Origin of the sequence: Bacillus cereus group sp. RP43, assembly GCF_040459645.1 — a bacterium.
GTDB classification, from domain to species: domain Bacteria; phylum Bacillota; class Bacilli; order Bacillales; family Bacillaceae_G; genus Bacillus_A; species Bacillus_A mycoides_C.
In genome coordinates, this window is the sequence record NZ_JARVHQ010000002.1 from 313219 (window position 1) to 336035 (window position 22817).

Sequence of the window (22817 nt, forward strand, 5' to 3'; positions counted from 1 at the left end):
CACATCCTTTATTTATGAATATTTCCAGTGTACACAACGACAGTATTTTTTGCACCAGAACCCTACTTTGTCAGTACCAGTAATTTCTTTCCTTTAAACGTTTTTCAGAACAGTTACGTTAGATAAGCTGTTAATCTTTAGAAACGTTATCGTATCTTGCGCTAACTTTAAGGGGAATATCGTTCTCAATTAATTGCAGGTATTGGGATATTTGTGTTTTTATATCTGCATCTAGTATTATTTTGATCGAACTCCTTAGATTTTTCCTACAAGGTCAAGGCTTGGTTTAAGTGTTGCAGAACCCTCTTGCCATTTAGCTGGGCAAACTTCTCCTGGGTTGTTACGTACGTATTGAGCTGCTTTAATTTTGTTAACAAGGATGCTTGCATCACGGCCGATACCGTCTGCATTGATTTCCATAGACTGGATAACACCGTCTGGATCGATGATAAATGTACCACGAGCAGCAAGACCTTCTTCTTCAATTAATACATTGAAGTTACTAGTGATTGTACGAGTTGGATCACCAATCATAATGTATTCGATTTTGCCTATGGTTTCTGAGTTATCATGCCATGCTTTATGTGTGAAGTGAGTGTCTGTAGATACAGAGTATACTTCAACTCCTAATTCTTTTAGAGTTGCATATTGGTTTTGTAAGTCTTCAAGTTCAGTTGGGCAAACGAATGTGAAGTCTGCTGGATAGAAGCAAACTACACTCCACTTACCTTTTAAATTTTCCTCAGTAACCTCTAGAAATTTACCATTATGGTACGCCTCTGCTTTAAACGGTTTTACTTCTGTTCCAATTAATAACATAATAAAATTCCTCCTAATTGTGTTTTTTGATAAACCTAAATAAATTTGTTTATAAGAGTTTGAATCTATTTTAAATCACAATTCTTAAGATCAATCAATTTAGTTTTATATTTTAGCTTGTAACCAAACCAAATACATAAAAACATAACCACACTACTATATGTTGTACAAAGATTAATCCATGAAATCTCCATTTTGAGGATAGCATTATACTCTTGACCTACTATAATAGTTATACATAATATAATTGAAATAATAGGAGCAAATGGAAACCATTTAGCTTTATAAGGAAGATTGTTAATATCTTTCCCTTGTGCCATATATGCCTTTCGGAATCGATAATGACATAATGCGATGCCTATCCATGATAAAAAACCTGATAGTCCTGAGGAGTTTAGCAACCACATAAATACCACTCCTTCACCAAAAAACGAAGATAGAAAAGCGAGCATACCCACTAGAGAAGTTATAATTAAAGCATTTACTGGTATACCATTTTTATTTAACTTCAAAAGTGATTTTGGGGCTTTCCCCTCTTTAGCTAAGGACCAAAGCATACGAGTAGACGCATACATTCCCGAATTCGCAGCTGATAAAATAGATGTTAATATTACAGCGTTCATAACCGATGCTGCAAATGCAAGACCAGCCTTTTCAAAGACTATCGTGAAAGGACTCATTGAGATATTCTCAATATCACTATTCATCAAATAAGGATTTGTATATGGGATAAGCAATCCAATAATTAAAATAGAACAAATATAAAAAAGTAGAATTCTCCAAAACACCTGTTTTATAGCCTTAGGTACACTCTTTTTAGGATTCTTACTTTCTCCAGCTGCAACTCCAATTAATTCTGTTCCTTGAAAAGAAAATCCTGCAATCATAAAAACGGAGAGGATACTGAGACTATTAGATGGAAAAGGTGCTTCCTCTATAGTGAAATTTTTAAAACCTATAAATTCTCCACCTATGATTCCGATAATGGTACATAATCCTACTAATAGAAAAATTATGATTGTGATTACTTTAACTAAAGAAAACCAGAACTCAGCTTCTCCAAATGACTGTGTAGAAAAGTAATTAAGCAATACAATTATGGTTAAGAAAATAGCGCTCCATATTATTCCTGGGACAGATGGGAACCAAAATTTCATTATGATAGCAGAGGCGGACAATTCAACAGCTATTGTAATAGCCCATGTATACCAATAATTCCATCCAAGAGCAAAACCAAGAGCTGGATCAACAAATTTAGTGGCATATGTACTAAATGAACCTGAATCGGGTAAGAATGTAGCTAATTCACCCAAACTCATCATAATTAAATACACCATTATGCCTATTAATATATAGGCTATTAATGCTCCACCTGGCCCAGCCGTTTGAATAGATGTACCACTAGAAACGAATAATCCTGTTCCTATTGATCCGCCTATAGCAATCATAGTCAAATGTCTTGTTTCTAATGTTCTTTTTAACGTACCTGTAGGATTTCCATTGGGTTTATGAATTGTATTGTCTATACTCGACGTTACAGTTGCTCTTTCGGAACTCATGATTTCCCCCATATATATATAGCGTGTTTAGAGATTAATTAAACATATCAGAAACCTGATAAAAATTGATTAGGCGTCTATTTAAAGTTTAATTAGAACAATATAAAATCAATTAATCTATTTTCCAATGTACATCAGTATGTTTTAATTCTTTAAAATCCAAAACAATACAGCCGAAGGGAATGAACTCTTCTCTCCGACTGTAAAAATGTTTTAATTAACCTAAAGCTTAAACTTCAACTAACTCCTTAGTATCTTCATAGATTTCTCCCATAGTCTCATGAGAAATATTTTTAATTAAATCTTCTTCAGATGCATAACTAAAGACCACAACAGTACGACGAGAATCGTTTTCTAAAGGTGTCACCCTATGCAATGTAGTACCAGCTTTCATAAAGTAACAATGGTCTTGAGGAACATATACATTTTGAATTTCACGATTTTCAAGTACCGCTTTTAATCCCGTTTCAGGATTTTCTTTATCCCATACGGTATTAGGAATATATTCGACAATCGCGCCTTCCCCTTCTTTAGGTGCTTCAATTACCCAAATTAAAGCAAAAGTGTAGTCATCCCAATGCCAACCATGAGTATCACCTGTTTTTTGCTGATTATTAATAATAAATTCTTCTGGCGTATATGGAATACGATGTACCGGTTCATTATTATTTAAAAATGTTAAGAAGTTTAATACCACTTCAGATTTAAAAAATGCTGGAATTATCTTTCCCTTTTCAGAAATACTGTCACGATTTACTACATTAAAGTTACGAGGTGTATTACCTGTAGCTTTAATAGTAATATCACGACGTTTTGCATTTTCTGAAAGAAGATATTTCGCTTCAGCAGACATAGCTGCAATTAATGGTTGAGGTAACATGTCATTCATCATTGCTAATCCTTCATTTTTAAATCTCTCCTGAAGTACCAGTAAGTAATCTTTTTGAAGCGAGTTGATATGATTTTCTATAATAGTGTCAAATTGTTTTTGAAATTCCATAGTAAATTCCTCCTAGTTTTCAAATAAGTATAGTTTATTTATCATCAATTACTTTAATCGCATGTAAACCATTACTACTTTGTACAGAGAGTCCTAATTCGAGACAATAATTAAGGTAGTCTGTAATATCTTTCGTAATTATCTCTCCTGGTAAAAGAACAGGTATACCCGGAGGTGTAACAAGGACTGACTCAGCAGCCACTCGTCCAATAGCTTGATCTAACTCCACATATTTTACCTTTGAAAAATATGCTTCTCTTGGTGTGAGAGCTAATTGAGGTGGTGTTAGTACGTTCATAGACCACTGACTTCTTGCAAATTGTTTTGCATCTGACTGTATTTCCCCATTGTTGAATCTCCTAGCCAACGAACCTAACGCTTGTACTAATTGATTAATATCCGATTCATCATGCCCAATTGTAATAATAAAAAGAATATTATTCACATCGGAAAGCTCAACTTCTATGCGGTAATCATCTCGCAAAATATTTTCTACTTCTCTTCCTGTTACACCCCAATTAGTAACGTTTATACAAAGCTTTGTCTCATCTAAAGCAAAACTAGAGCTCGAATGATTCAAATCTTCTGGTTTTAAACAAGAAAGTCCATACATTTGATCAATTTCATTTCTAGCTTTACGAGATAATGCAATTGCACGTCCTAATAATTTTTCTCCGTTTATCGCCAGTTGTTTACGAGCAGCATCTAAGGAGGCCATTAATATATAATTTGCACTAGTAGTAGTAACTAAAGAGAAATTCTCTTTAACTCTGTCTAAGCTAACTAGTCCCTCTCGAACATTGATAACACTTGTCTGAGTAAATGAACCACCCATTTTATGCATACTAGACGATGCAATATCCGCACCAGCTTGCATTGCAGACATTGGTAAATCAGGATGAAAATGAACATGTGACCCCTGAGCCTCGTCAACTATTACAGGGATTCCTTTCGAATGAACATAATCTATTATTTGTTTCAAGTCTGTTACAACACCATAATAGGTAGGGTTTATTATACATACTCCTTTAACGTCCGGATGCTCATCTAAGGTTTTTTGAATATTTTCTAGACTAATCCCATGACAAACTCCATATACAGGATCAATTTCAGGAGATATAAAGATTGGTACCGCACCGGATAGTATAAGTCCACTAACAATAGAAGCATGAACATTCCTAGGTACAATTATCTTATCTCCAGGATTACAAATGCTCATAATCATAACTACATTAGCACTACTAGTACCTTGAACACTAAAAATCGTGTAGTCAGCCCCAAAGGCTTTTGCAGCTAGCTTCTGTGCCTCATGAATAATTCCAGTTGGATGGCGTAAATAATCTAATGGCGGTATTCCTACTAAATCAAAATCTAAAGTGTTTTTCCCAAAATATGTTGTAAATTCCTCGTCCAAACCTCTTCCCTTTATATGGCCAGGGGTATGCATTTGTAGAAAATTACCCTCTATGTAATTCTTTACTCCAGTAATTAGTGGTGTTTCATATTGCTCATCTTTACATTTACTTTTTACGGTATTTAATTGGATCTGCAAAGAATCACCTCTCTTAATTATGTACTTTCATATTTGATAAAATAACAAATTTCCATTTAATATCCATTACCTATCTACTCACTAATACCATCAATGTTATCTGTATCTATAATTCTCTTGCCTTATCCCTCCTATTTATCTAAGCCGCTTAAGATTAAATCTAAATTTCTTAAAATTAAAATTTCTTAAGATTCAATTTTTATTATATATTTACTGAAAATAATGTGAAGTAGGCACTTTTTTGTATCAGAGTACCCCATTGCATACATAATTACTTATAATAAGTTATTTACTATAAGTAACTTATTATAAGACATTCTTAATACAAAAAAGAGCCCCATTGTATAGGGCTCTAAAACATTCGTGATTTCCAGCATAAGAATAAATCTAGTTAAATATCCATCACTTTAACCTTGCTAAATTTTTCAATATGATTTATATAATCTGTTGCACTTTCCTCTAATTTCTCATCAGGTAAATTATAATCTACACCATAAAGAGCAAATGTAGGAAGGAATTTCATACCAGTATAAAGACAAGACGCTTGATAAGGTCTTAACAATTCACTTAATGTATACTCATTTGCCTCACCAGCTCGATATTCTTGTTCTATCACACCAGCTGAAATGGCTAACCCAAATTCTTTTCCACGAAGCTTATCTCCTGTTGATCCATATGCAAATCCATATGTCAAAATATCATCAAACCATTTCTTTAATAATGGTGGCGAACTATACCAGTAGAATGGAAATTGAAAAATATAACGGTCATGTTCTACTAACAACTTTTGCTCACGCTCAATGTCAAAGTTCCAATCTGGATACTCTTTATATAGTTCATGTATTGTAAAATCTTCCGGGTATTTTTTTAATTCTTCTAACCAACGTTTATTAATGCGAGACTTCTCAATATTTGGATGTGCAATAACTACAAGTGTTTTCATGAATATACTCCCTCTCAAAAGATTAACATCACATTCGTAAAATAATCTTTTTATATTTTGGTAACATTGACATTATCTACTACATATAGCAATATTTAAAGTACGCACTTATAAGTTCCATAGGCACTTTTAAGTTTCATAGGTACTTTTAAGTGCCTAATTAAGAGAAAGGAGATTCAAATAATTTTAGGACTATTATATTTGAATTACATAACACTTTGTGAAGCCTATTATGAAAACGCATTCTTTTGTATGTAATCTTATTCTTGAAAGGAGAATATGCAATGAAAACTTATAACTTCCCTATCGAAGTAACTCTTGACGTTGTAGGTGGCAAATGGAAAGTAGTAATATTATGTATTTTACTTGATGGAAAAAAAAGAACGAGTGAGATAAAGCGAGCCATGCCTAGTATTACTCAAAAAATGCTTACACAGCAATTAAGAGAATTAGAATCTGATGGAATTATCGATCGTACTGTTTATACTCAAATCCCACCAAAAGTCGAGTACTCTTTAAGTGAGTATGGAACGTCCTTAACCCAAGTACTTGATAATATGTGTGAATGGGGTAAAAATCACATTGAAAAAAAACTAGAAGATGACCTTCTTTCTGCTAATTAAACAGCTATATAACTGGCGCTAAACTAGCCTAATTCAAATAATTAAATACGAGTTTTTTCATCATGTTATATTGGTTTTGGTTTTTAAATCCCTTTTCAAATAAGCATGATTCCCCCTCCAAAATACTCGTAAAAAAATATATTAATAATTTGTAAATAAATCTAAAAACAATTGACTTTTCTGAATCTTTAAATATAATTAGCTTGTCATATGTTGCCAATAAATTTATACTCTTTTGTCAATGTAAATAACAAAAAAGTTTAATTTAGCAATTATGAATATAGGCTTCTACTCAATGTTTCTGCTCAAAATTGAGTAGGAGATGAATAGTCAAAAAACTATTCGAACATAATTATTAAAAAATTTATGGAGTCAGAAAAGGAGATTATTAAATGAACGTAAAAGAAAAGATGCAACTAGGAGAAATTTATTGTGGATTTGACAATGAATTAGTAACAGCAAGAGAAAATGCTAAAAAACTTACACGATTGTATAATGTAACCACGGATACTGACCGTGATTATCGTGATATGCTACTTACAAAGCTATTCAGAAAACGTGGTTTAAATACATTCGTAGAGCCCAACTTCCGTTGCGAGTTTGGATATAACATCGAGGTAGGCGATAATTTCTTTGCAAACTTTGATTGTATTATTTTAGATTGTGGTAAAGTGACCATTGGAAATAATGTATGGCTAGGACCAAGGGTACAAATTTACGCTGTAAATCATGTAAAAGAACCACAAGCTAGACTAGAAGGATATGAAATAGCTGCACCTGTAAATATTGCTGATAATGTTTGGGTAGGAGGAAATACGGTAATAAATATGGGCGTTTCTATCGGTGAAAACAGTATTATTGGATCTGGAAGTGTAGTAACGAAGGATATTCCGGCTAATGTTGTAGCAGTAGGAAACCCTTGTAGAGTGATTAAGTCAATAAGTGAACTTTAAGTATAACCAGTATTCTTATACATACCATTTAATTTTTATATTAGAATAAAATATTTATTTTAGGTAAAATAAAACCCTATAGAGTAGATACTATGAAAATCTACTTTATAGGGTTTTATTCTGATTATCAAACTAATTGTACTGCCTTTTGATAACTATCCTCATGATCAAGATACCTTGTTCCAACTTCACACATTTGTAGTAAAATTACTTCTAATTCCATTCCTTTAGCAGTAAGAGAATATTCCACTTTTAGTGGCACTTGATGATATATCTCTCTTTTTATCAATCCATCTCTTTCTAATTCTCTCAATTGTTTGGTTAACATTTTCGAGGTAATTCCAGGAAGTAAACTCTTCAATTCACTGAAGCGCTTGCTTTTAGTAATTAAGTAATACATAATTAAAGTCTTCCATTTTCCACCTATCATGTTTAATAATAATTCTATTCCACAATTATATGTAGCGCCCTTCAAAATATTCCCCCTATTTACATATGATAAGTCGGATTAAATCGACCGTATACCCAATAATATCCATTCTTAAGTGTCTTTTCGATGAAATTTTAACATATAATTATGATAAAACCATACAAATAAATCCAAATCTCTAATTTATAGTTCTTATTGTAGAAAATCACTTATGTGGCATTATTTAATTTTTAAATATATCCTTTTCTTTCAACCTTACTTTGAAAAACTCGCAACCTCAAATAACCCAAGTGATTCCCTATATACAAATAATACACTTCCAATAAAACATCTGGCAAGAAAAAAACTATTTTCATATGTTGAGAAAAAAGATTCCATCAGCATCAGAGTATTTTAAATACGGTCTTGGAGCATTGGCAGACCTTGAGCATTTAATCATTTGTTTTACCGCTAAAAGACTTATGGTATTAGAAATATCAATGAGTGGTAAGTTCACTGGTAATATAAAGTGTATAGGCATGAAGGATATAGAAAGTGTGAAAGTTAAGAAAGGTTTGTTTAGGACTAAGATGACTGTCACTTCAACAGGTAACAGGGGAGATATTGTAATTAAAGCAAATAGTTTTACAATAGGCTTATCGAATCAGAAGAAAAACCTAATAAAATTAGAAAAGAAGTATAGTTAAAGATAAGAGGCAAATAGGTTTTTATTTGAAGAAGGATTACGCCTACTGACATTCATCTCCCACCTAAAATTGGTGTTTTACACTTTTATATTTTTGAGGAAGGAGTCTTCTGTCAGACACCTAAAAAAATTAGATACTCCCATTTTTTTAGGTTTTGGAGTATCTCGTTTTCATTAGCTTGATGGCGATGTTTCCGTATCCACTAAAATAAAAAAAGCAGCTTAAGACATCTCATCTTCTTTTCAGACATAGTTATAGAAAGCATTTTATCCAATAAAATGCTTTCTATAAGAACTAGCTCTGCAAAAATCGCTGTATTTCTATTTCTGGTAATCCTGTAAGCTTTGCAATATCTTCTACAGACACACCATTTTTATGCATTCCTCGAATGAGTTGCATCTTTCCTTGCTCAACACCTTGTTCAATTCCCTTTTTAATTCCTTGTTGTTCTGCATGAGCAAATTTTGCTGCCTCATCCATTAAGGCCTTTTCCCTTGCTTCATATGCTTGACGGAAAGAAGAATCTTGACTCATACGTTCCCATTTATTCATTGCTTTTTGTAAAATCGGATCCCGGTTCATGGCAATATCCTCCAATGTTTGTGTGAGATGTTCATCTTCATTCGCAGGTAATAATAATAACCAACGAACAAACGAATCTTCCCACGGATTGACTTTCTCTTCGCGCCATTGCTGCATTAACTTTGGAATCTCTACTATATGAACTTCTATATCATCACTTAATAGCTTTTGTTGTTCCTGATTCCAAAGGATGCCTGTTGTATGAAATGCTTCATATTCAGGAAACATCACAAAGTTTAACAGGTTAATTGTAATCGTTTTATGAAGTGAACTATATGGCATGCCCTTTTGCAATTGAGAAGTGTACAACCTTCCCCAATAATACAAACTGCGTTTAATCATATCATGATTGTTATTCAGCTGTATTTCTACATTTACCTTTGTTCCTATATCTAATGTAGCCGAAATATCTAAAATCGATAATTTATCTTCTTCATGTTCTCGATGTAAATGTGGATCTTCTAACTGTAGGGAAACAATAGGTGCTTCTAAAGAATTTTTTAACATAGCATTTAAAAAAGCGATTAAAATGTCCTCATTCCCATTTGTTCCAAATAACTGTTTAAATGCAAAATCAATACGTAAATTTACTAATGGATTAGACATCGTCTCCCTCTTTCTGTTCCAGATAATATCTATATCTTTATTGTACATAAAATCAAGGTATAGATGCAAATAAGCTCTTATAGTGAACTACCAGTTCCGGTGCAAAAAAATGATAAATAAAAAGAATCTAGAAGTCCTAACGGAATCACCTGCTAAGCAGTTAATCCAAACAGAATGATGATTTTTACACTACAGAAGTTTTTGCGTGGTTTGAGGATTACGGATATGAGTATTGGGCTTCTATTAAGCAGGGGTTATCGTTAATTGATACAGAAAAACATGCCATATCCATAGCAATGAAACACTTAAAAGCGTATTCAGATTTCAAATTTAATTTTCATAATAAAAAATAAAAGATGGCTTAACATCAACCATCTTTTATGGCCCAGTACCTAAAAAACCGCCATCCTTTCCTTAGATTCTGCAGAAAGAATAGCGCTTTTTTGTGGTTCTGGTGCGAAGATAAAATAAAAGAGAATATAGCGCATATATTTCTAGCGGAATTGTATTTTATGCTTTTAGCCCAAACAAGTGATGGATGAATTCTTTCTGATTTTGGACAGACTGATCCCGTAAATCAATCTGTTCTTTTTTAATCATATGCATGGCTTCCACACCACTCAATATAGAAGTTGCAGTTTTAAATGACTTAAACCCCAACATAGGACGCACACGTTTCTTAATAAAACGATGATCTTGTTCCACTATATTATTGAGATATCTAACTTGCCTTATCTTTATGCCTTCGGGCATATGTTTCTCTTCTTTCAACGCTTGAATCGCTACAGGATAGGCAGGGTTTTTATCTACTGTTATCACACGAGGTTTAGAAATATACGAAAAAGCCAAGGCTTTCTTGAAAAAGCGCTTGGCTGCTTGTTTATCCCTTGATTTACTTAGATAAAAGTCAATGGTATTCCCTTCTGAATCAACGGCACGATATAAATACATCCATTGCCCTTTCACTTTAATATAGGTTTCATTGACTCTCCATGAATCGTTTGTTGATTTAAGATGATGCCGTATTTTCTCTTCTAATTGAGGTCCATATTGATGAACCCATCGCATAATCGTTGTGTGGGCTATGGATAAGCCTCTTTCCTCCATCATTTCCACCAGGTTACGGAAGCTCAAATTGTACCGTAGGTACCACCTTACTGTTAATAAAATTAGTTCTGGCTGATAATGCTTCCATTTGAACAAATTTTCCTTTTCCATACCGATCACACACCTTTTTTAGAGTCATACTATCAGTAAGGAGATTACTTGCAAGAGCTTTAGAGTTTTTGCACCAGAACCAGTTATCCCTAGAACGAAATTTCATGCTAATTTGTAACAAAAAGTTCATTTTTTCGTTTTGGGGTATTTCTGAATTTTTAAGTTGATGGGCATGTGGCGGTACCCCATCGCTATCAAGCTAAGGTTTTATGCTGCCCCCTATACAATAATTTTTTACATTTTTACTCTGGGGATGTCAATTTTACTATTTTTGGGGTATTTATTTTTACTAGCTTGATGGACATGTGGGCAAAGCTCTCTTTAAAAAAAACTGTAGGAATCAAAAAGAACCGGGCTATTTATGCCCAGTTCTTTTTGATTTTGATTTCTCAATTTAATTATCTTATTTTACATCCTCTTTAGAGGTTGCTGGTACTGCATCTTTAGGTGCATTAAAGTCTTGTGAGAAAGAAGTTGTTCCATCTGCACTCATTGAAATTGAATTACCTTCATTTGACTTTAGGTTATCCATTCTTGCATCTTCTTTTACATCACCTTTAGGAGTTGCTGGTACTGCGTTTTTTGAAATTTCACTTCCATCAATTTCTTTATACGTTATATTTCCATCTTTATCTGCAACAGTAACTTTTATTTTTTCATCCGTTTTTATATCTTCTGTACCTACTACACCACCCGCAAATAATCCTGTACTTAAAAGTGTTGCTGCTAATAATGTTTTTTTTCATTACCTCCTTGTTTTGTTTGAGCATGCATTTAGCTTGAACTACCCCCACTTTCACTTCGTTTAGAAGAGGGGGATTCCTAAGTAAAGAGTTCTATCGAACTCTAATTTATTAGGCTATCTCCACAGTCCTTGCGGTTAGAAGCCTTATCGCTTCATTCTTTAGATTGATACTTGCGTTAATATCCCTATCATGGTGTGTAAGACAAGAAGGGCAGTCCCATTTACGTAGGTTTAGATTTTTAACGTCTTTGTTTTGATATCCACAACAAGAACATAATTGGCTTGAAGCAAATGTTTTCGATACAACAATGACTTGTTTACCGTACCATTTTGCCTTATATTCCAACATAGTTCGAAACTGAGACCATGATACCTCACTAATTGCTTTTGCTAACTTTTGATTCTTTAACATATTCGATACTTGCAAATCCTCTATACCGATAACATCGTGGTTTTTGATGATTTCAGTGGAGATTTTGTCCAAGTAATCTTTTCTAGCATTCGTCATGTATTCATGAATTCTAGCTACTTTTACTCGTTGTTTATTCCAGCGAGAAGATCCTTTCATTCTTCTAGAAAGAACATGCTGTGCTTTTGCCAACTTCTCTTCTAATGATCGAAAAAACTTCGGATTTTTATAGGTTGTTCCATCTGACAAAATGGCGAAATCTTTTAGTCCCACATCCATTCCAATGTAAGAGTTTGTTTTCGGAAGTTCTTGCACTTCTGTTTCAACTAACAATGACACAAAGTATCTGCCAGAAGGGTTCCGTCTAACTGTAGCATTTAAAATACGTCCTGTTACTTCACGACTTTTGGCAAATCGAACAAGACCTAATTTTGGAAATTTTATTTTGTTTCCTACAACGGCAATGTTTTCATTTGTTTGTTTTGTGGTATAAGATTGTACGTTGTTCTTCTTAGATTTGAAACGCGGGGCATTGTTTTGTTTTTTGAAAAGGCGTGTATAAGCATCCGCAAGGTTGCGAACAGACGACTGAATCGCGATACTATCCACTTCTTTTAGCCAAACAAATTCTTTCTTCATGGCAGGGAGTTTCGCAGAGCATGTACCATATGTCAAACCTTTTCCTGTTTCTTTGTATGCACTATCCCATAGAGATAGGAAATGATTGAATACAAAACGAGAACAGCCAATCGTTTTATTGATTAGGGTTGCTTGTGCTTTATTTGGATAGATACGAAATTTATATGCTTTATTAATCATCATTCATTTCACCTCCATTTCGGTATGTTTCTATTATACAACAAACATACATTCGATAGGTAGTGAAGTAACAGTTTATGTATGTCGAACAATTAAGATGGCTTCCTGCCATCCCTTGTCCGAAGCCAATTCATCTCCCACCTACTCACTAAGCGTTCCTTGAGGAAGGAGTCTTCTTGGCTAAAATGATAAAAATTTTGGCGTATTGTTTTTTTTTAGTTTCTTAAATTATTTTCATTCTCGATATCAATATTGGGTAGTATCAAATTGGTATCATCTTTTGACAATTTTATTTTACTTTTAGACCTCACCATACCATTTCGGGAAAATTGTACGCTAAGGATTACAAACCTTTATCATTACAGTGTTTTTTTAAGATGAGTATATGTTCATAAAGATAAAATACTAAGTTTAATTGAACACTGATTTATATACACACTTTATGAACAAGATTATAGCTACAAAACGTTGATATTATTGAGTTTTATCGCCTGTCCATAAACATAGATTTTCTGGACAGATGGCTCTTAACGTACATAAAACGCTTAAAATGTGTCCAAATTGTGTCCAAATTGTGCGGTTTTCCCAATATGGCATGGGGTACAAGCTTAGATACGCGTAAAAATCGGTCACAGGTTAAATTTTATTCCCCAACATAATTTAAGAGTATTTATTTTTACATTTTGGAAAGATAAGCACATTCAAAATCATTATAGAATTTATGACAATTAACGATGGATTTCTTAATTCATATATATCTTTTTATTATAAATATGACATTACCAAAAAAAAAATATATATTTCAAATGGCATATATATAACAAAACATAAAAAAACTAGTCACTATTATCTTATAGTGGGTGATTAATCATAAAATTGCGTATTTTCTGACGTTTATATATTCTAATAGGGGGTATCTTTTTCCATCCCCCGAAAAAGGAGAATAAGAAAGAATCTAGTCAATATCTATTGCTATTTCCTTTATAAAAATAGTAATTGTAACAGACTTAATCTAGAATCTCTCTTTAAAAAATAAGAAAAGGAGGAGTTCAAGTGAAAAAAACTTTAGTTACAGGATTAATGGTTACAGCAATATTAGCAAGTCCTTCCAACTATGTAAGTGTTTACGCGGAGAAGGTGCAGTCTAAATCAGAGTCAACATATGTACAAAATGTCAAAAATGCGAATACATTATCACATTCGATTAGAACGTTAGGTTCACAATCACCTTTAGCACAAGCATATGGATTAATTATTTTACAGCAACCAACCATTAAAGGGACTGGTATGAGCAGTTTAACGAATCACCAAGAATTTGTAAAAAATCATGTTCGCGAATGGTTAGATGAATATAATCCTAAGTTAGTTGATTTAAATCAAGATATGCAGCGTTTTAGTACAAGATTCAATGGTTATTATGGTACATTATATGATTTAGCGGGAACGGTAAATACAGATGCGGAAACAAAAGTGAGTTTTGTAAATGCTTTTAATAGACTACAACAGGACGTACAAACTATCCAAGATAGTATGAACCAAACCTTATTGCAGCTAAATCGTTTTAATGATTTATTGCTTCAAGATAACAAAGGGTTTTCTGAAAAAGCAAAAATAGCAATTCAATCCTTAGAGGGGTCAGATGGAACTGTTACACAGCTAAGAGCTGATATTAAAAGACTTCAAGAAGAGATACTGGTAGAACTCGCAAAAATTTTAAATAGACCAAATGAAGTTCGTAACGGCGTTATAAATATTGGGAAGCAAGTCTTTACGATTGCGGGCGGAGCAGCTCAGACTCAAACTATAGATTTTATCTCTATTTCATCTCTTGGTGGTGGAATTTTAGATCTTTTCGACAGCCAAACAGCTGCTTCTGCTAGGATTATTGAGCAGAAACAAAAAGAATTACTACCACTAATTCAGCAGTTAGCAGAAACCCAAATTCAAGTGACTGAAATGACTTTTATTGAGGATCAAATGAATGGGTTTACTGAGATGATTAAGAGGCAAATTACTACTTTTGAATATTTGATGAATGATTGGAAAGCGCTAAATGATACAATGATCCAAATCCAACTCAATCTGAGTGCAGGGGCACACATGGATAGTGTTGGATTGCAAAATCAATTAATTCAGCTCAAAGAATTCAGTGATGAACTGTATTTGCAAACAAAAAAGTTTGAAAATTTCATTTCAAATGTAACAATAAATTAAGTTTAAGCAAAGAGTGAAATATGATTATACTGAAAGTTAAAGGAGAAGACAAAAATGACAAAAAAGCCTTATAAAGTAATGGCTTTATCCGCATTAATAACGGTAATGGCAGCAGGTAGTATCATGCCAACATATGCTTCTGCAGCGGAAAGCACGGCAAAATCAACTCCTATTCACGCTAAAACAGGTACAACGGGCGATTACCCGGATTATTCATTAGGACCAGAGGGTCTTAAAGAGGCAATAACAAATACAGGGTCAAATGCTTTAGTAATGGACCTTTATGCTTTAACAATCATTAAACAAGCAAATGCTGATTTCAATGGGCTCAATTCAATTGATACATCTTTACGAACGAAAATAATTAATGATCAAAATATTGCCAGAATAAATGCAGGGCAATGGTTAGATAAACTTAAACCGCAAATGATTTCAACGAATCAAAATATTATTAATTATAATACTAAATTTCAAAATTACTATGATACGTTAATAACAGCTGTAAACAATAAGGACAAGGAAACATTATCAAATGGACTTACAAGGCTAAATAATGATGTTGTAGCAAATAAGGCGGAAGTGGACGAATTATTAGGAGAACTGCGAGAATTCCGAAAGAAAATGGCAACAGATACGCAAAACTTTAGACAAGATGCAACTCAAATAACGTCTATTTTAGCAAGTCAAGATGCTGGAATTCCGCTGTTGCAAAATCAACTCACAACGTATCATGCTACAATTGCTGAATATAATAAACTGCTTATTGCCTCAGCAGTTGCAACGGCTTTAGGCCCACTTGCTATTATAGGCGGAGCAGTTCTAATTGGTACTGGTTTAGGAGCTAAACTAGGAGTGGTGTTCATTGTAGGTGGTTTAGGAGCAACAGCAGGTGGTATAGCGGGAATTGTTATAGCAAAGCAAGAGATGGATAAGGCTCAGGAAGAGATTAAGAATATAACAGGACAAATAACCCAGGCTCAATTAGAAGTAGCTGGTTTAACCAATCTAAAAGAGCAAACTGAATCCTTAACAGAGACTATTGATATAGCAATTACTGCACTACAAAATCTTTCAACCAAATGGGATGTAGTTGGATCAAAATATAAATCTTTACTTAAAAATATTGCAGTTATGGACCCTAACGATCTATTTTTCATAAAAGAGGATCTCAATGTGGCTAAAGATAGTTGGAAAGAAGTTAGAGATACTGCTGCAAATCTTTATGAAACTGATATTAAATTAGTAGATACAAAATAATCAATTGATTTTATGTGATAAGGGTTCCCTGTTCAAACTTGAGCAGGGAACTTCCTCAATGCTCACTAAAAGATACGAATTCTTAAAAAGCGTAGGTGGGATAATATGAATAAGAAATTGTACAAGAAATTCTTATTATCAATGATGATTGCTGGAATGGCAACAAGTAATATAGTACCACTTCATTCTTTCGCAGCAGAACAAAAAGTCCATACAACTATATCGCAAGAAACCATTCATAATTATTCACTTGGTCCTGAGGGCTTTCAAGATGTACTAGCACCAGCAATGTCTAATGTACTTGTTATGGATTCATATGCCAAAACAATACGTAATCAACAAGAGACAGACCTTAGTGGTATAAGTTCTCTTAATAGTTATTTACGAGCAAATATGTTGAAGCACCAGGACGATGCAAAAAAAAACGCGACCTATTGGTTAGATAATCTTAAACCACGTATTATGAATACGAATCAAAACATTGTAAATTATAATGATACATTTCAAACACACTATAGTATTTTACTAGCTGCAATAGATCAAAAAGACACTGAAAAATTGAAAACTGAGCTCGAAAAATTGTATCAAAGTATATTGACTAATAAAAGTGAAGTTAACGAGCTATTGGAACAGCTGAAAACATTCCGAAATAAAATGACAGCAGATACGCAAAACTTTAAACAAGATACAGATCAATTGACGACTATTTTAGCTAGTACAACTGCAGGTATTCCATATTTAGAACAGCGAATTAATGGGTATAATGAGTCTATCAAAAAAAGCAATGATCAAATTATTGCAGGTTCAGTACTTTGCGCGACGTTAATAACGTGTATCATTGGTGGACCGCTGATTGCAACAGCAAAAAGTAATATTGCATCTGCTGAGCGAGAAATAGAAATTTTAAAAGCACAAATTTCTGGGGCACAAGCAGAAATAGCTATTATAACTGATGCAAAAAATAAGACTACGAATATGGCGGAAACAATTGACACAGCTATTACTTCTATACAGAAAATGTCTAATAGTTGGGATACTGTAGCAGCAAAATATAATAATTTAGTAAAAAATATCAAATTTATTACCCCAGAAGAATTTACTTTTATAAAAGCAGATCTTAATACAGCAAAAGATAGCTGGCAAGATCTTAAGAATTATGCTGATAAATTATATGAATCGGTGAAAATTGCGGAGAAAGAAGAGCAGGATCTTATGGATCGACTTCGTCCGTCAAGTGTTCAATATTTCTACAAACCGATACACAATGCCTATACATTTGAAATAAAAACGGGAGCAAATGCACCAAATGCGTCCTATAAAGTTATGAATTTAACAAAACGGACTACTCATAACATGTGGAGCGGAGGACCAAATGCAAGCATGTGGGTTGACCAGCTTCCATTAAACTTAAAAGACCAATATGCGGTAATAGCAACGGTCAATGGAATGGATTATGTCATATATAAAGAAGTAGGAGAAAACATTCCTGGAGCTAATTTGAATGGTACCTATCAACTATTTTCTGCGTTAAATAATAGTAGCGTTATAGATATGGATCGATCAACGAATAATGTTACCTTATGGAGCAATAACGGCGGTAATCATCAAAAATGGAAGTTAGTATATGATTCAAATAAAAAGGCCTATCAAATTAAAAGTGTAACAAATCAAAATTTAATATTAGCTTGGAATGACTATCAAGGTTCTAACAATGTTTTTGCTACACCTAACCAATACTATGAAGAGCATTATTGGATAGTTGAAGATGCAGGAAATGGATATTTTTATTTAAAAAATAAGAAAAACTCTAGGTATTTAGATGTAACTGGTTCTGGTACTAAAGATGGAACAAATGTTATAGTATATCCATTTACAGCTAGTAATAATCAAAAATTTAAATTACAGAGACTAAATTAAATTATAAGATTCCGGTAGAAAAAATTTCATCTTGAATTTCAATTGTTGTAAAATAGGGCATCTCTCCTGCTTCGGAAAGATGCCTCTTTTCTATTCTAACGAATGTTGGGGTACAGCCGCATGCCCATCAACTTAAGAATTTTTAAAAAAGGCGTTATTCTTTCTTAATAATATAAAGGAGAAAGGGTACCGTTTTTTAGGTTCTGTTGCAAAAATAGTGGAATATGAAAGAAGGGTAAAAGATTCCTAGCGGTATTGAACGTTATGCTGTTAAACCAAAGAGTTCATTGATAAGATATATCTGCCTTTGGACAGACTTCTCCCCTTGGAGAGTTTGTCCTTTTTTGACCATATTTGTGAAATTACCAATGTTTCAAGAGCTGCTTTATATAGAATACTACAAGACAAAACATAATAAAAAATACCCGCCCAAATTGGAAATTTTCAGATGTGGCGGGTTATTCCTTGAATCGTTTCTATACCCCAGTTTAACATTTTGTATGTTTTGTAAAACTATTTTTCTTTCGGAAGTACAATTCTTTTATACAATTGAACTGTAATCAAGTAGTAAATTAAGTAAATCACTACGAAAATGACAAGTGGCAACCAAATTCGGAAATACGGATCAATCAAAAGCGGACCGAACATGTTCATACCAACTAATATATGAGCAATACCCACAATTGCCGGTACTAAGAATATGAAGAATAACTCTTTATAAATCGATTGTGTTAATAACCCCTGGCGGACACCGATTTTACGAAGCATTTGATAACGTGTGCTGTCTTTCGATGCACCAGATAGAATTTTAAACATTAGGCAACTTGCCATCATTGCTAAGAACGCAATTCCAACGAAGAAGCCCATGAACATGAATCCACTGGCCATACTATGACTCAGATTATACATTTGATACGTACTACCTAATTCTTCCGCTTTCACATTTTTATATTTCGCTACCTGTAATTCATCAAGTTTTTTCCATTCTTTCAAATGTGCTCCAAAATCATCTGTTTTTCCAATAAAAACAGTATTTTCTTTATCCTTCATACTATCGTATATGCTTTGGTCTATAATTTTTATTTCATGATCAGGATACATATAAGTTGGCTGGATTGTGAAGAAAGCTTCTTTCCATTGTTTTGTTTTCGTATCATCGTTATACAGTTTATACAGTTGTTTTGGCAATGTAAATGCATCCTTGGGAAATTCTTCCGAAACTTTCATCATCTTCCTATTGTCACTATCTTGTGCTAAAGGACGATTTTTCTCTACATCTTCTTTTATATAATACACATACTGATTATCTACTTTGTAGCGATATTCAAACTTCTCCTGAAATAAGATGCCACTCAAAATTTTCTTTTCTTCCGCTGTTGGATTATGAACGACTGAATCGTAAACTTTTTCTTTATCAGTCGTCTTTAGAACGTTATTTTTAAATGCCATACCACACGCAATTCCACCAGCGCCAAGAGCCACTAGGATTGCTACCGTTGCAAGCACCCGTGTGAGGCTATTAATTCGGAAATTCAATTGTGCAAAAGTAAAAGCATTCAGCCCTTTTTCACGACGTTTTTTATTACTCTTTATCTTGTTAAGCATAACTGGGAGAAGTGATCCAAATAACATGTAAGTACCGACTGTTGCTGTGATTAATCCAATACCCATGAATTTAGGTACGGTTAATAGCTCTTTTTCCTGTAAATGTGCTATATGGATCAGTGATGCATACCCAATACCTAGCAAAATCAGACCAAGAAATGCAACTACACCTGTCATTTTTCCTTTTACAGCGATACGCTCTGTTTTTGCATCTGCATGTACAAGTTGTAATACAGAAATACGAGATAATTTCATACTATTCATGATTGCTGATACTATAAATAGTGCAAAGAAAAAGAGGCAAGTAACAGTCATAGATGGAATATAAAATGCTTTATAGTCTTCACCAGAGAATTCCAACTGCTTCATTAATAACTGACCAATACCTTCTGCAAGCCCTATACCAACTGCGATTCCGATTGCAAGAGATGCGGCACCTATTACGATTGTTTCAATAAACATAAGTAAGGTAACTTTATGCTTTTTTGCCCCTAACATCATGTACATACCAAATTCTTTTTGTCGAAGAGATAATAAGAAAGAATTTGCATATAAAATATAGAAAAACGTTACAATCGCTAATAAAAAGGAACCGATTTGGAATGCAATTGCAACCATATCGGCATGTGGATTGGATTCAAGGAACGCTTTATTTAGTGATAACGTTTGAAACATATAAAAAGTTGAAATAGAGACAATCAAACCAACAAGTAAGACAATGTAATCTTGCAACTTACTTTTTAGACCAGACATGGAAAGCTTAAATAACATGATTGAACTTCCTTCCTTACGCTTTTTGTGTACCTAAGTTTGCAAGCACGTCTAAAATTTCTTTATAGAACTCTTCACGTGTACCACCGCGATAAATTTCTTTATATAGCTCACCATCTTGAATGAATAAAATACGCTGACAGTAACTTGCACTATATGGATCATGAGTAACCATCATAATAGATACGCCTTGCTCTTTATTTAAGTTTGTCATCGCATCCAGTAAACTCGTTGCATTTTTAGAATCAAGAGCTCCTGTTGGCTCGTCCCCTAAAATAATTGCTGGTTCATGGACTAAAGCGCGCGCTGCTGCTGAACGTTGCTTCTGTCCACCAGATACTTCAGATGGATAATTTTGAAGTATTGCTGAGATGCCTAACATATCAGCTACTTTTTCTACTTTTGGTCCAATATTTCGTGATGAAACACCTTGAAGGGAAAGTGGAAGAGCGATGTTTTCGTAAATAGATAAGTTCTCCAATAAGTTAAAGTCTTGGAAAATAAATCCTAACTTTTGTGAACGGAAATCAGAAAGCTCACCTTGTTTCATTTTCGTAATATCTATTCCTGCAATTTCAACAACGCCGCCCGTTGCTTTATCTAAGGTTGAAATTACATTTAATAATGTCGTTTTACCAGAACCAGATGGTCCCATAATTCCGACAAACTCACCCTCTTGAATTGAGAATGAAACACCTTTTAACGCGTGTGATTGGTTCTCACCTTTTTTACCGTACACTTTTTGAACGTTTTTCACGTCTACAACTGGTTTCGTCATATATATCCTCCTACGCTTGTTTTTCCATTATCTATTTTGTGCTTTGGGGAGGGGAACTGCAATTGATTTATATAACATTAACCTTACATTTTCGTAAGAATCCATTCATTCGGTAATGAGTTCTGTGGTATATAATGGGGTATTTTTTTCGCTTGAAACCACCTACCTTAATATGGGAAGGATACACATAATAAACACCAAATGCTGATCGGATTGTTACAATGAAGGATAAATGGTTTAAATGACATCAAAGATACTCCCATTTTTTCGGTTCGGGGGTATTTCGTTTTTGTTAGCTTGATGGCGATGTTGCCGTACTCCTTGTAGTCCAGATATGTAGAAAGTTGCTCATAAATAAAAAAAGCTTTGCGAAATTCGCAAAGCTTTTTTATTTAATTTCTACAAATTGTGTCCCTTCCACTAGTCCTCTATAGTTAAATCCTTTTTTAGGATTTTTATCATATTTCAATACACCTACAGATTTCTCTTCGCCTTTCACATTTCCATATGCCGCATCATCAACAATTGCGAACATATCTGCATAAGCACGACCATTACCGATAATCGTGTTACCTTCATATTTCAGTTTTGCTCCATCAGTTGTTACATTCTCTACTTTTTCTTTTGCAAATAATATACCTTGATTCGATGATACAACTGGTAATTTATGAACTGCTTCTGTATCATCATCCTTGTCTACTTTCTTTAATAACCCTTTTTCAACTAGTTCTTCACCAGTTTTCTTATCCATTACAGGTACTTTCTTATCCTCTAATATTGTACGCTTCATTTTATATATGTTCTTTTCTTTAATATCATTTTTGTATTTATCGATTACTGTATTAACTTGTTGTTCACTTCCATAAGCAATGATACCATTTTCCTTCTCTAGTAAGGAACAACCTGATAGTGCTCCAAATGAACTTACGCTGCTAACCCGATTGTTACTAATTTTTTCATGATAGTATTTCCTTTGTATTTGAAAAAGACTATTTAAAATTGCTTCGTGATTCAGGAAGTATGTTAGCAGAAGATTTAGTAATGAAACACTTAGGAGAAGATATCACATTAGAAACTTTTTGGGAAAAAGGGATAAAATTATGTGTTAACGATGTTAATGAGTTCATGAAATTAACTTCTTCACAAAATAAAGTGTTTCAATAAGTATAAAATACTGGAGGAAATAAAATGACTCAAAATGGGATTGTTTTAGTAGTTAGTATATCAGTATTTAAAGATGAAAAAGTCTTAATAATAAAAGAAAATAAGCCAAATTACAGTCCCCTTTGCTTAATATATTTTAGTTAGATTACTAATAGAAAAAAATAGGT

Annotated in this window: 17 protein-coding genes and 7 pseudogenes; 9 read left to right on the top strand and 15 right to left on the bottom strand. The window is 33.5% G+C overall.

Annotated features, from left to right (window positions below):
* Positions 1–133: 133 nt before the first annotated feature.
* From QCI75_RS28260 to QCI75_RS28285, 6 genes and pseudogenes are all read right to left on the bottom strand, one after another.
* Positions 134–241 (bottom strand): annotated as a pseudogene (locus QCI75_RS28260) (hypothetical protein); the annotation flags it as partial.
* Positions 242–255: 14 nt separating this feature from the next.
* The gene (gene ahpC / locus QCI75_RS28265) at positions 256–819 is read right to left on the bottom strand and encodes an alkyl hydroperoxide reductase subunit C (RefSeq protein WP_353761838.1); all 564 of its coding nucleotides are present in this window, start codon (positions 817–819) and stop codon (positions 256–258) included.
* Positions 820–884: 65 nt separating this feature from the next.
* Entirely contained in the window at positions 885–2378 is a 1494-nt protein-coding gene (locus tag QCI75_RS28270; protein WP_353761839.1) for an amino acid permease, read from the bottom strand.
* A gap of 229 nt (positions 2379–2607) precedes the next feature.
* Positions 2608–3378: a HalD/BesD family halogenase gene (locus QCI75_RS28275; protein WP_353761840.1), complete on the bottom strand. Its 771-nt coding sequence runs from the start codon at positions 3376–3378 to the stop codon at positions 2608–2610.
* 34 nt (positions 3379–3412) lie between these two features.
* Entirely contained in the window at positions 3413–4930 is a 1518-nt protein-coding gene (locus QCI75_RS28280) for an aminotransferase class I/II-fold pyridoxal phosphate-dependent enzyme (RefSeq protein ID WP_353761841.1), read from the bottom strand.
* A gap of 391 nt (positions 4931–5321) precedes the next feature.
* Positions 5322–5873, bottom strand: a complete 552-nt coding sequence (locus QCI75_RS28285; protein WP_353761842.1) for an NAD(P)H-dependent oxidoreductase — start codon at positions 5871–5873, stop codon at positions 5322–5324.
* 284 nt (positions 5874–6157) lie between these two features.
* Here QCI75_RS28285 and QCI75_RS28290 point away from each other — a divergent pair, with 284 nt between their 5' ends.
* Positions 6158–6496: a winged helix-turn-helix transcriptional regulator gene (locus QCI75_RS28290; protein WP_353761843.1), complete on the top strand. Its 339-nt coding sequence runs from the start codon at positions 6158–6160 to the stop codon at positions 6494–6496.
* Between the two features lie 410 nt (positions 6497–6906).
* On the top strand, positions 6907–7449 hold the full coding sequence (locus QCI75_RS28295) for a sugar O-acetyltransferase (protein ID WP_353761844.1): 543 nt from the start codon (positions 6907–6909) through the stop codon (positions 7447–7449).
* A 127-nt stretch (positions 7450–7576) separates the two neighbouring features.
* Here the strand turns inward: QCI75_RS28295 and QCI75_RS28300 are convergent, their stop codons facing one another.
* Complete coding sequence (locus QCI75_RS28300) at positions 7577–7879, bottom strand: winged helix-turn-helix transcriptional regulator (protein ID WP_353761970.1); 303 nt, start codon at positions 7877–7879, stop codon at positions 7577–7579.
* A 356-nt stretch (positions 7880–8235) separates the two neighbouring features.
* Between QCI75_RS28300 and QCI75_RS28305 the strand changes: the two genes are divergently transcribed.
* On the top strand, positions 8236–8565 hold the full coding sequence (locus tag QCI75_RS28305) for a hypothetical protein (RefSeq protein ID WP_353761845.1): 330 nt from the start codon (positions 8236–8238) through the stop codon (positions 8563–8565).
* 294 nt (positions 8566–8859) lie between these two features.
* Here QCI75_RS28305 and QCI75_RS28310 read toward each other — a convergent pair whose 3' ends face one another.
* Positions 8860–9753, bottom strand: a complete 894-nt coding sequence (locus QCI75_RS28310) for an Rpn family recombination-promoting nuclease/putative transposase (protein WP_098800452.1) — start codon at positions 9751–9753, stop codon at positions 8860–8862.
* Positions 9754–9920: 167 nt separating this feature from the next.
* On the opposite strand from QCI75_RS28310, the pseudogene QCI75_RS28315 reads away from it, so the two are divergent.
* A pseudogene (locus QCI75_RS28315) lies at positions 9921–10106 on the top strand (hypothetical protein); the annotation flags it as partial.
* A 157-nt stretch (positions 10107–10263) separates the two neighbouring features.
* Here the strand turns inward: QCI75_RS28315 and QCI75_RS28320 are convergent.
* The 3 genes and pseudogenes from QCI75_RS28320 to tnpB all read right to left on the bottom strand — a co-directional run bounded on the left by QCI75_RS28320 (position 10264) and on the right by tnpB (position 12947).
* Complete coding sequence (locus tag QCI75_RS28320) at positions 10264–10971, bottom strand: IS6 family transposase (protein ID WP_353761846.1); 708 nt, start codon at positions 10969–10971, stop codon at positions 10264–10266.
* A gap of 406 nt (positions 10972–11377) precedes the next feature.
* Positions 11378–11575: pseudogene (locus QCI75_RS30635) on the bottom strand (hypothetical protein); the annotation flags it as partial.
* Positions 11576–11825: 250 nt separating this feature from the next.
* Complete coding sequence (tnpB, locus tag QCI75_RS28330; protein ID WP_353761847.1) at positions 11826–12947, bottom strand: IS200/IS605 family element RNA-guided endonuclease TnpB; 1122 nt, start codon at positions 12945–12947, stop codon at positions 11826–11828.
* Between the two features lie 1050 nt (positions 12948–13997).
* Between tnpB and nheA the strand changes: the two genes are divergently transcribed.
* The 4 genes and pseudogenes from nheA to QCI75_RS28350 all read left to right on the top strand — a co-directional run bounded on the left by nheA (position 13998) and on the right by QCI75_RS28350 (position 18332).
* On the top strand, positions 13998–15158 hold the full coding sequence (nheA, locus tag QCI75_RS28335; RefSeq protein WP_064474295.1) for a non-hemolytic enterotoxin subunit A: 1161 nt from the start codon (positions 13998–14000) through the stop codon (positions 15156–15158).
* Positions 15159–15212: 54 nt separating this feature from the next.
* On the top strand, positions 15213–16415 hold the full coding sequence (gene nheB, locus QCI75_RS28340; protein WP_353761848.1) for a non-hemolytic enterotoxin subunit B: 1203 nt from the start codon (positions 15213–15215) through the stop codon (positions 16413–16415).
* Positions 16416–16520: 105 nt separating this feature from the next.
* Positions 16521–17597 (top strand): annotated as a pseudogene (nheC, locus tag QCI75_RS28345) (non-hemolytic enterotoxin subunit C); the annotation flags it as partial.
* 369 nt (positions 17598–17966) lie between these two features.
* Entirely contained in the window at positions 17967–18332 is a 366-nt protein-coding gene (locus tag QCI75_RS28350) for an RICIN domain-containing protein (RefSeq protein ID WP_223268712.1), read from the top strand.
* Positions 18333–18594: 262 nt separating this feature from the next.
* Here QCI75_RS28350 and QCI75_RS28355 read toward each other — a convergent pair.
* The 4 genes and pseudogenes from QCI75_RS28355 to QCI75_RS28370 all read right to left on the bottom strand — a co-directional run.
* A pseudogene (locus QCI75_RS28355) lies at positions 18595–18684 on the bottom strand (IS6 family transposase); the annotation flags it as partial.
* Between the two features lie 161 nt (positions 18685–18845).
* A complete protein-coding gene (locus QCI75_RS28360) occupies positions 18846–20708 on the bottom strand; it encodes an FtsX-like permease family protein (RefSeq protein ID WP_353761849.1) in 1863 nt (620 codons plus the stop codon).
* A 16-nt stretch (positions 20709–20724) separates the two neighbouring features.
* On the bottom strand, positions 20725–21486 hold the full coding sequence (locus QCI75_RS28365; protein ID WP_353761850.1) for an ABC transporter ATP-binding protein: 762 nt from the start codon (positions 21484–21486) through the stop codon (positions 20725–20727).
* A gap of 388 nt (positions 21487–21874) precedes the next feature.
* Positions 21875–22446 (bottom strand): annotated as a pseudogene (locus QCI75_RS28370) (lipoprotein BA_5634 family protein).
* Positions 22447–22464: 18 nt separating this feature from the next.
* Here QCI75_RS28370 and QCI75_RS28375 point away from each other — a divergent pair.
* Positions 22465–22650, top strand: a pseudogene (locus QCI75_RS28375) (M3 family oligoendopeptidase); the annotation flags it as partial.
* Positions 22651–22817 lie beyond the last annotated feature (167 nt).

Bases quoted from the DNA above. Each gene is read 5' to 3' on its own strand.
- ahpC (WP_353761838.1), bottom strand. From the start codon at position 819: ATGTTATTAATTGGAACAGAAGTAAAACCGTTTAAAGCAGAGGCGTAC.
- QCI75_RS28270 (WP_353761839.1), bottom strand. From the start codon at position 2,378: ATGAGTTCCGAAAGAGCAACTGTAACGTCGAGTATAGACAATACAATT.
- QCI75_RS28275 (WP_353761840.1), bottom strand. From the start codon at position 3,378: ATGGAATTTCAAAAACAATTTGACACTATTATAGAAAATCATATCAAC.
- QCI75_RS28285 (WP_353761842.1), bottom strand. From the start codon at position 5,873: ATGAAAACACTTGTAGTTATTGCACATCCAAATATTGAGAAGTCTCGC.
- QCI75_RS28290 (WP_353761843.1), top strand. From the start codon at position 6,158: ATGAAAACTTATAACTTCCCTATCGAAGTAACTCTTGACGTTGTAGGT.
- QCI75_RS28295 (WP_353761844.1), top strand. From the start codon at position 6,907: ATGCAACTAGGAGAAATTTATTGTGGATTTGACAATGAATTAGTAACA.
- QCI75_RS28300 (WP_353761970.1), bottom strand. From the start codon at position 7,879: ATGATAGGTGGAAAATGGAAGACTTTAATTATGTATTACTTAATTACT.
- QCI75_RS28305 (WP_353761845.1), top strand. From the start codon at position 8,236: ATGTTGAGAAAAAAGATTCCATCAGCATCAGAGTATTTTAAATACGGT.
- QCI75_RS28310 (WP_098800452.1), bottom strand. From the start codon at position 9,753: ATGTCTAATCCATTAGTAAATTTACGTATTGATTTTGCATTTAAACAG.
- QCI75_RS28320 (WP_353761846.1), bottom strand. From the start codon at position 10,971: ATGGAAAAGGAAAATTTGTTCAAATGGAAGCATTATCAGCCAGAACTA.
- tnpB (WP_353761847.1), bottom strand. From the start codon at position 12,947: ATGATGATTAATAAAGCATATAAATTTCGTATCTATCCAAATAAAGCA.
- nheB (WP_353761848.1), top strand. From the start codon at position 15,213: ATGACAAAAAAGCCTTATAAAGTAATGGCTTTATCCGCATTAATAACG.
- QCI75_RS28350 (WP_223268712.1), top strand. From the start codon at position 17,967: ATGGATCGATCAACGAATAATGTTACCTTATGGAGCAATAACGGCGGT.
- QCI75_RS28360 (WP_353761849.1), bottom strand. From the start codon at position 20,708: ATGTTATTTAAGCTTTCCATGTCTGGTCTAAAAAGTAAGTTGCAAGAT.
- QCI75_RS28365 (WP_353761850.1), bottom strand. From the start codon at position 21,486: ATGACGAAACCAGTTGTAGACGTGAAAAACGTTCAAAAAGTGTACGGT.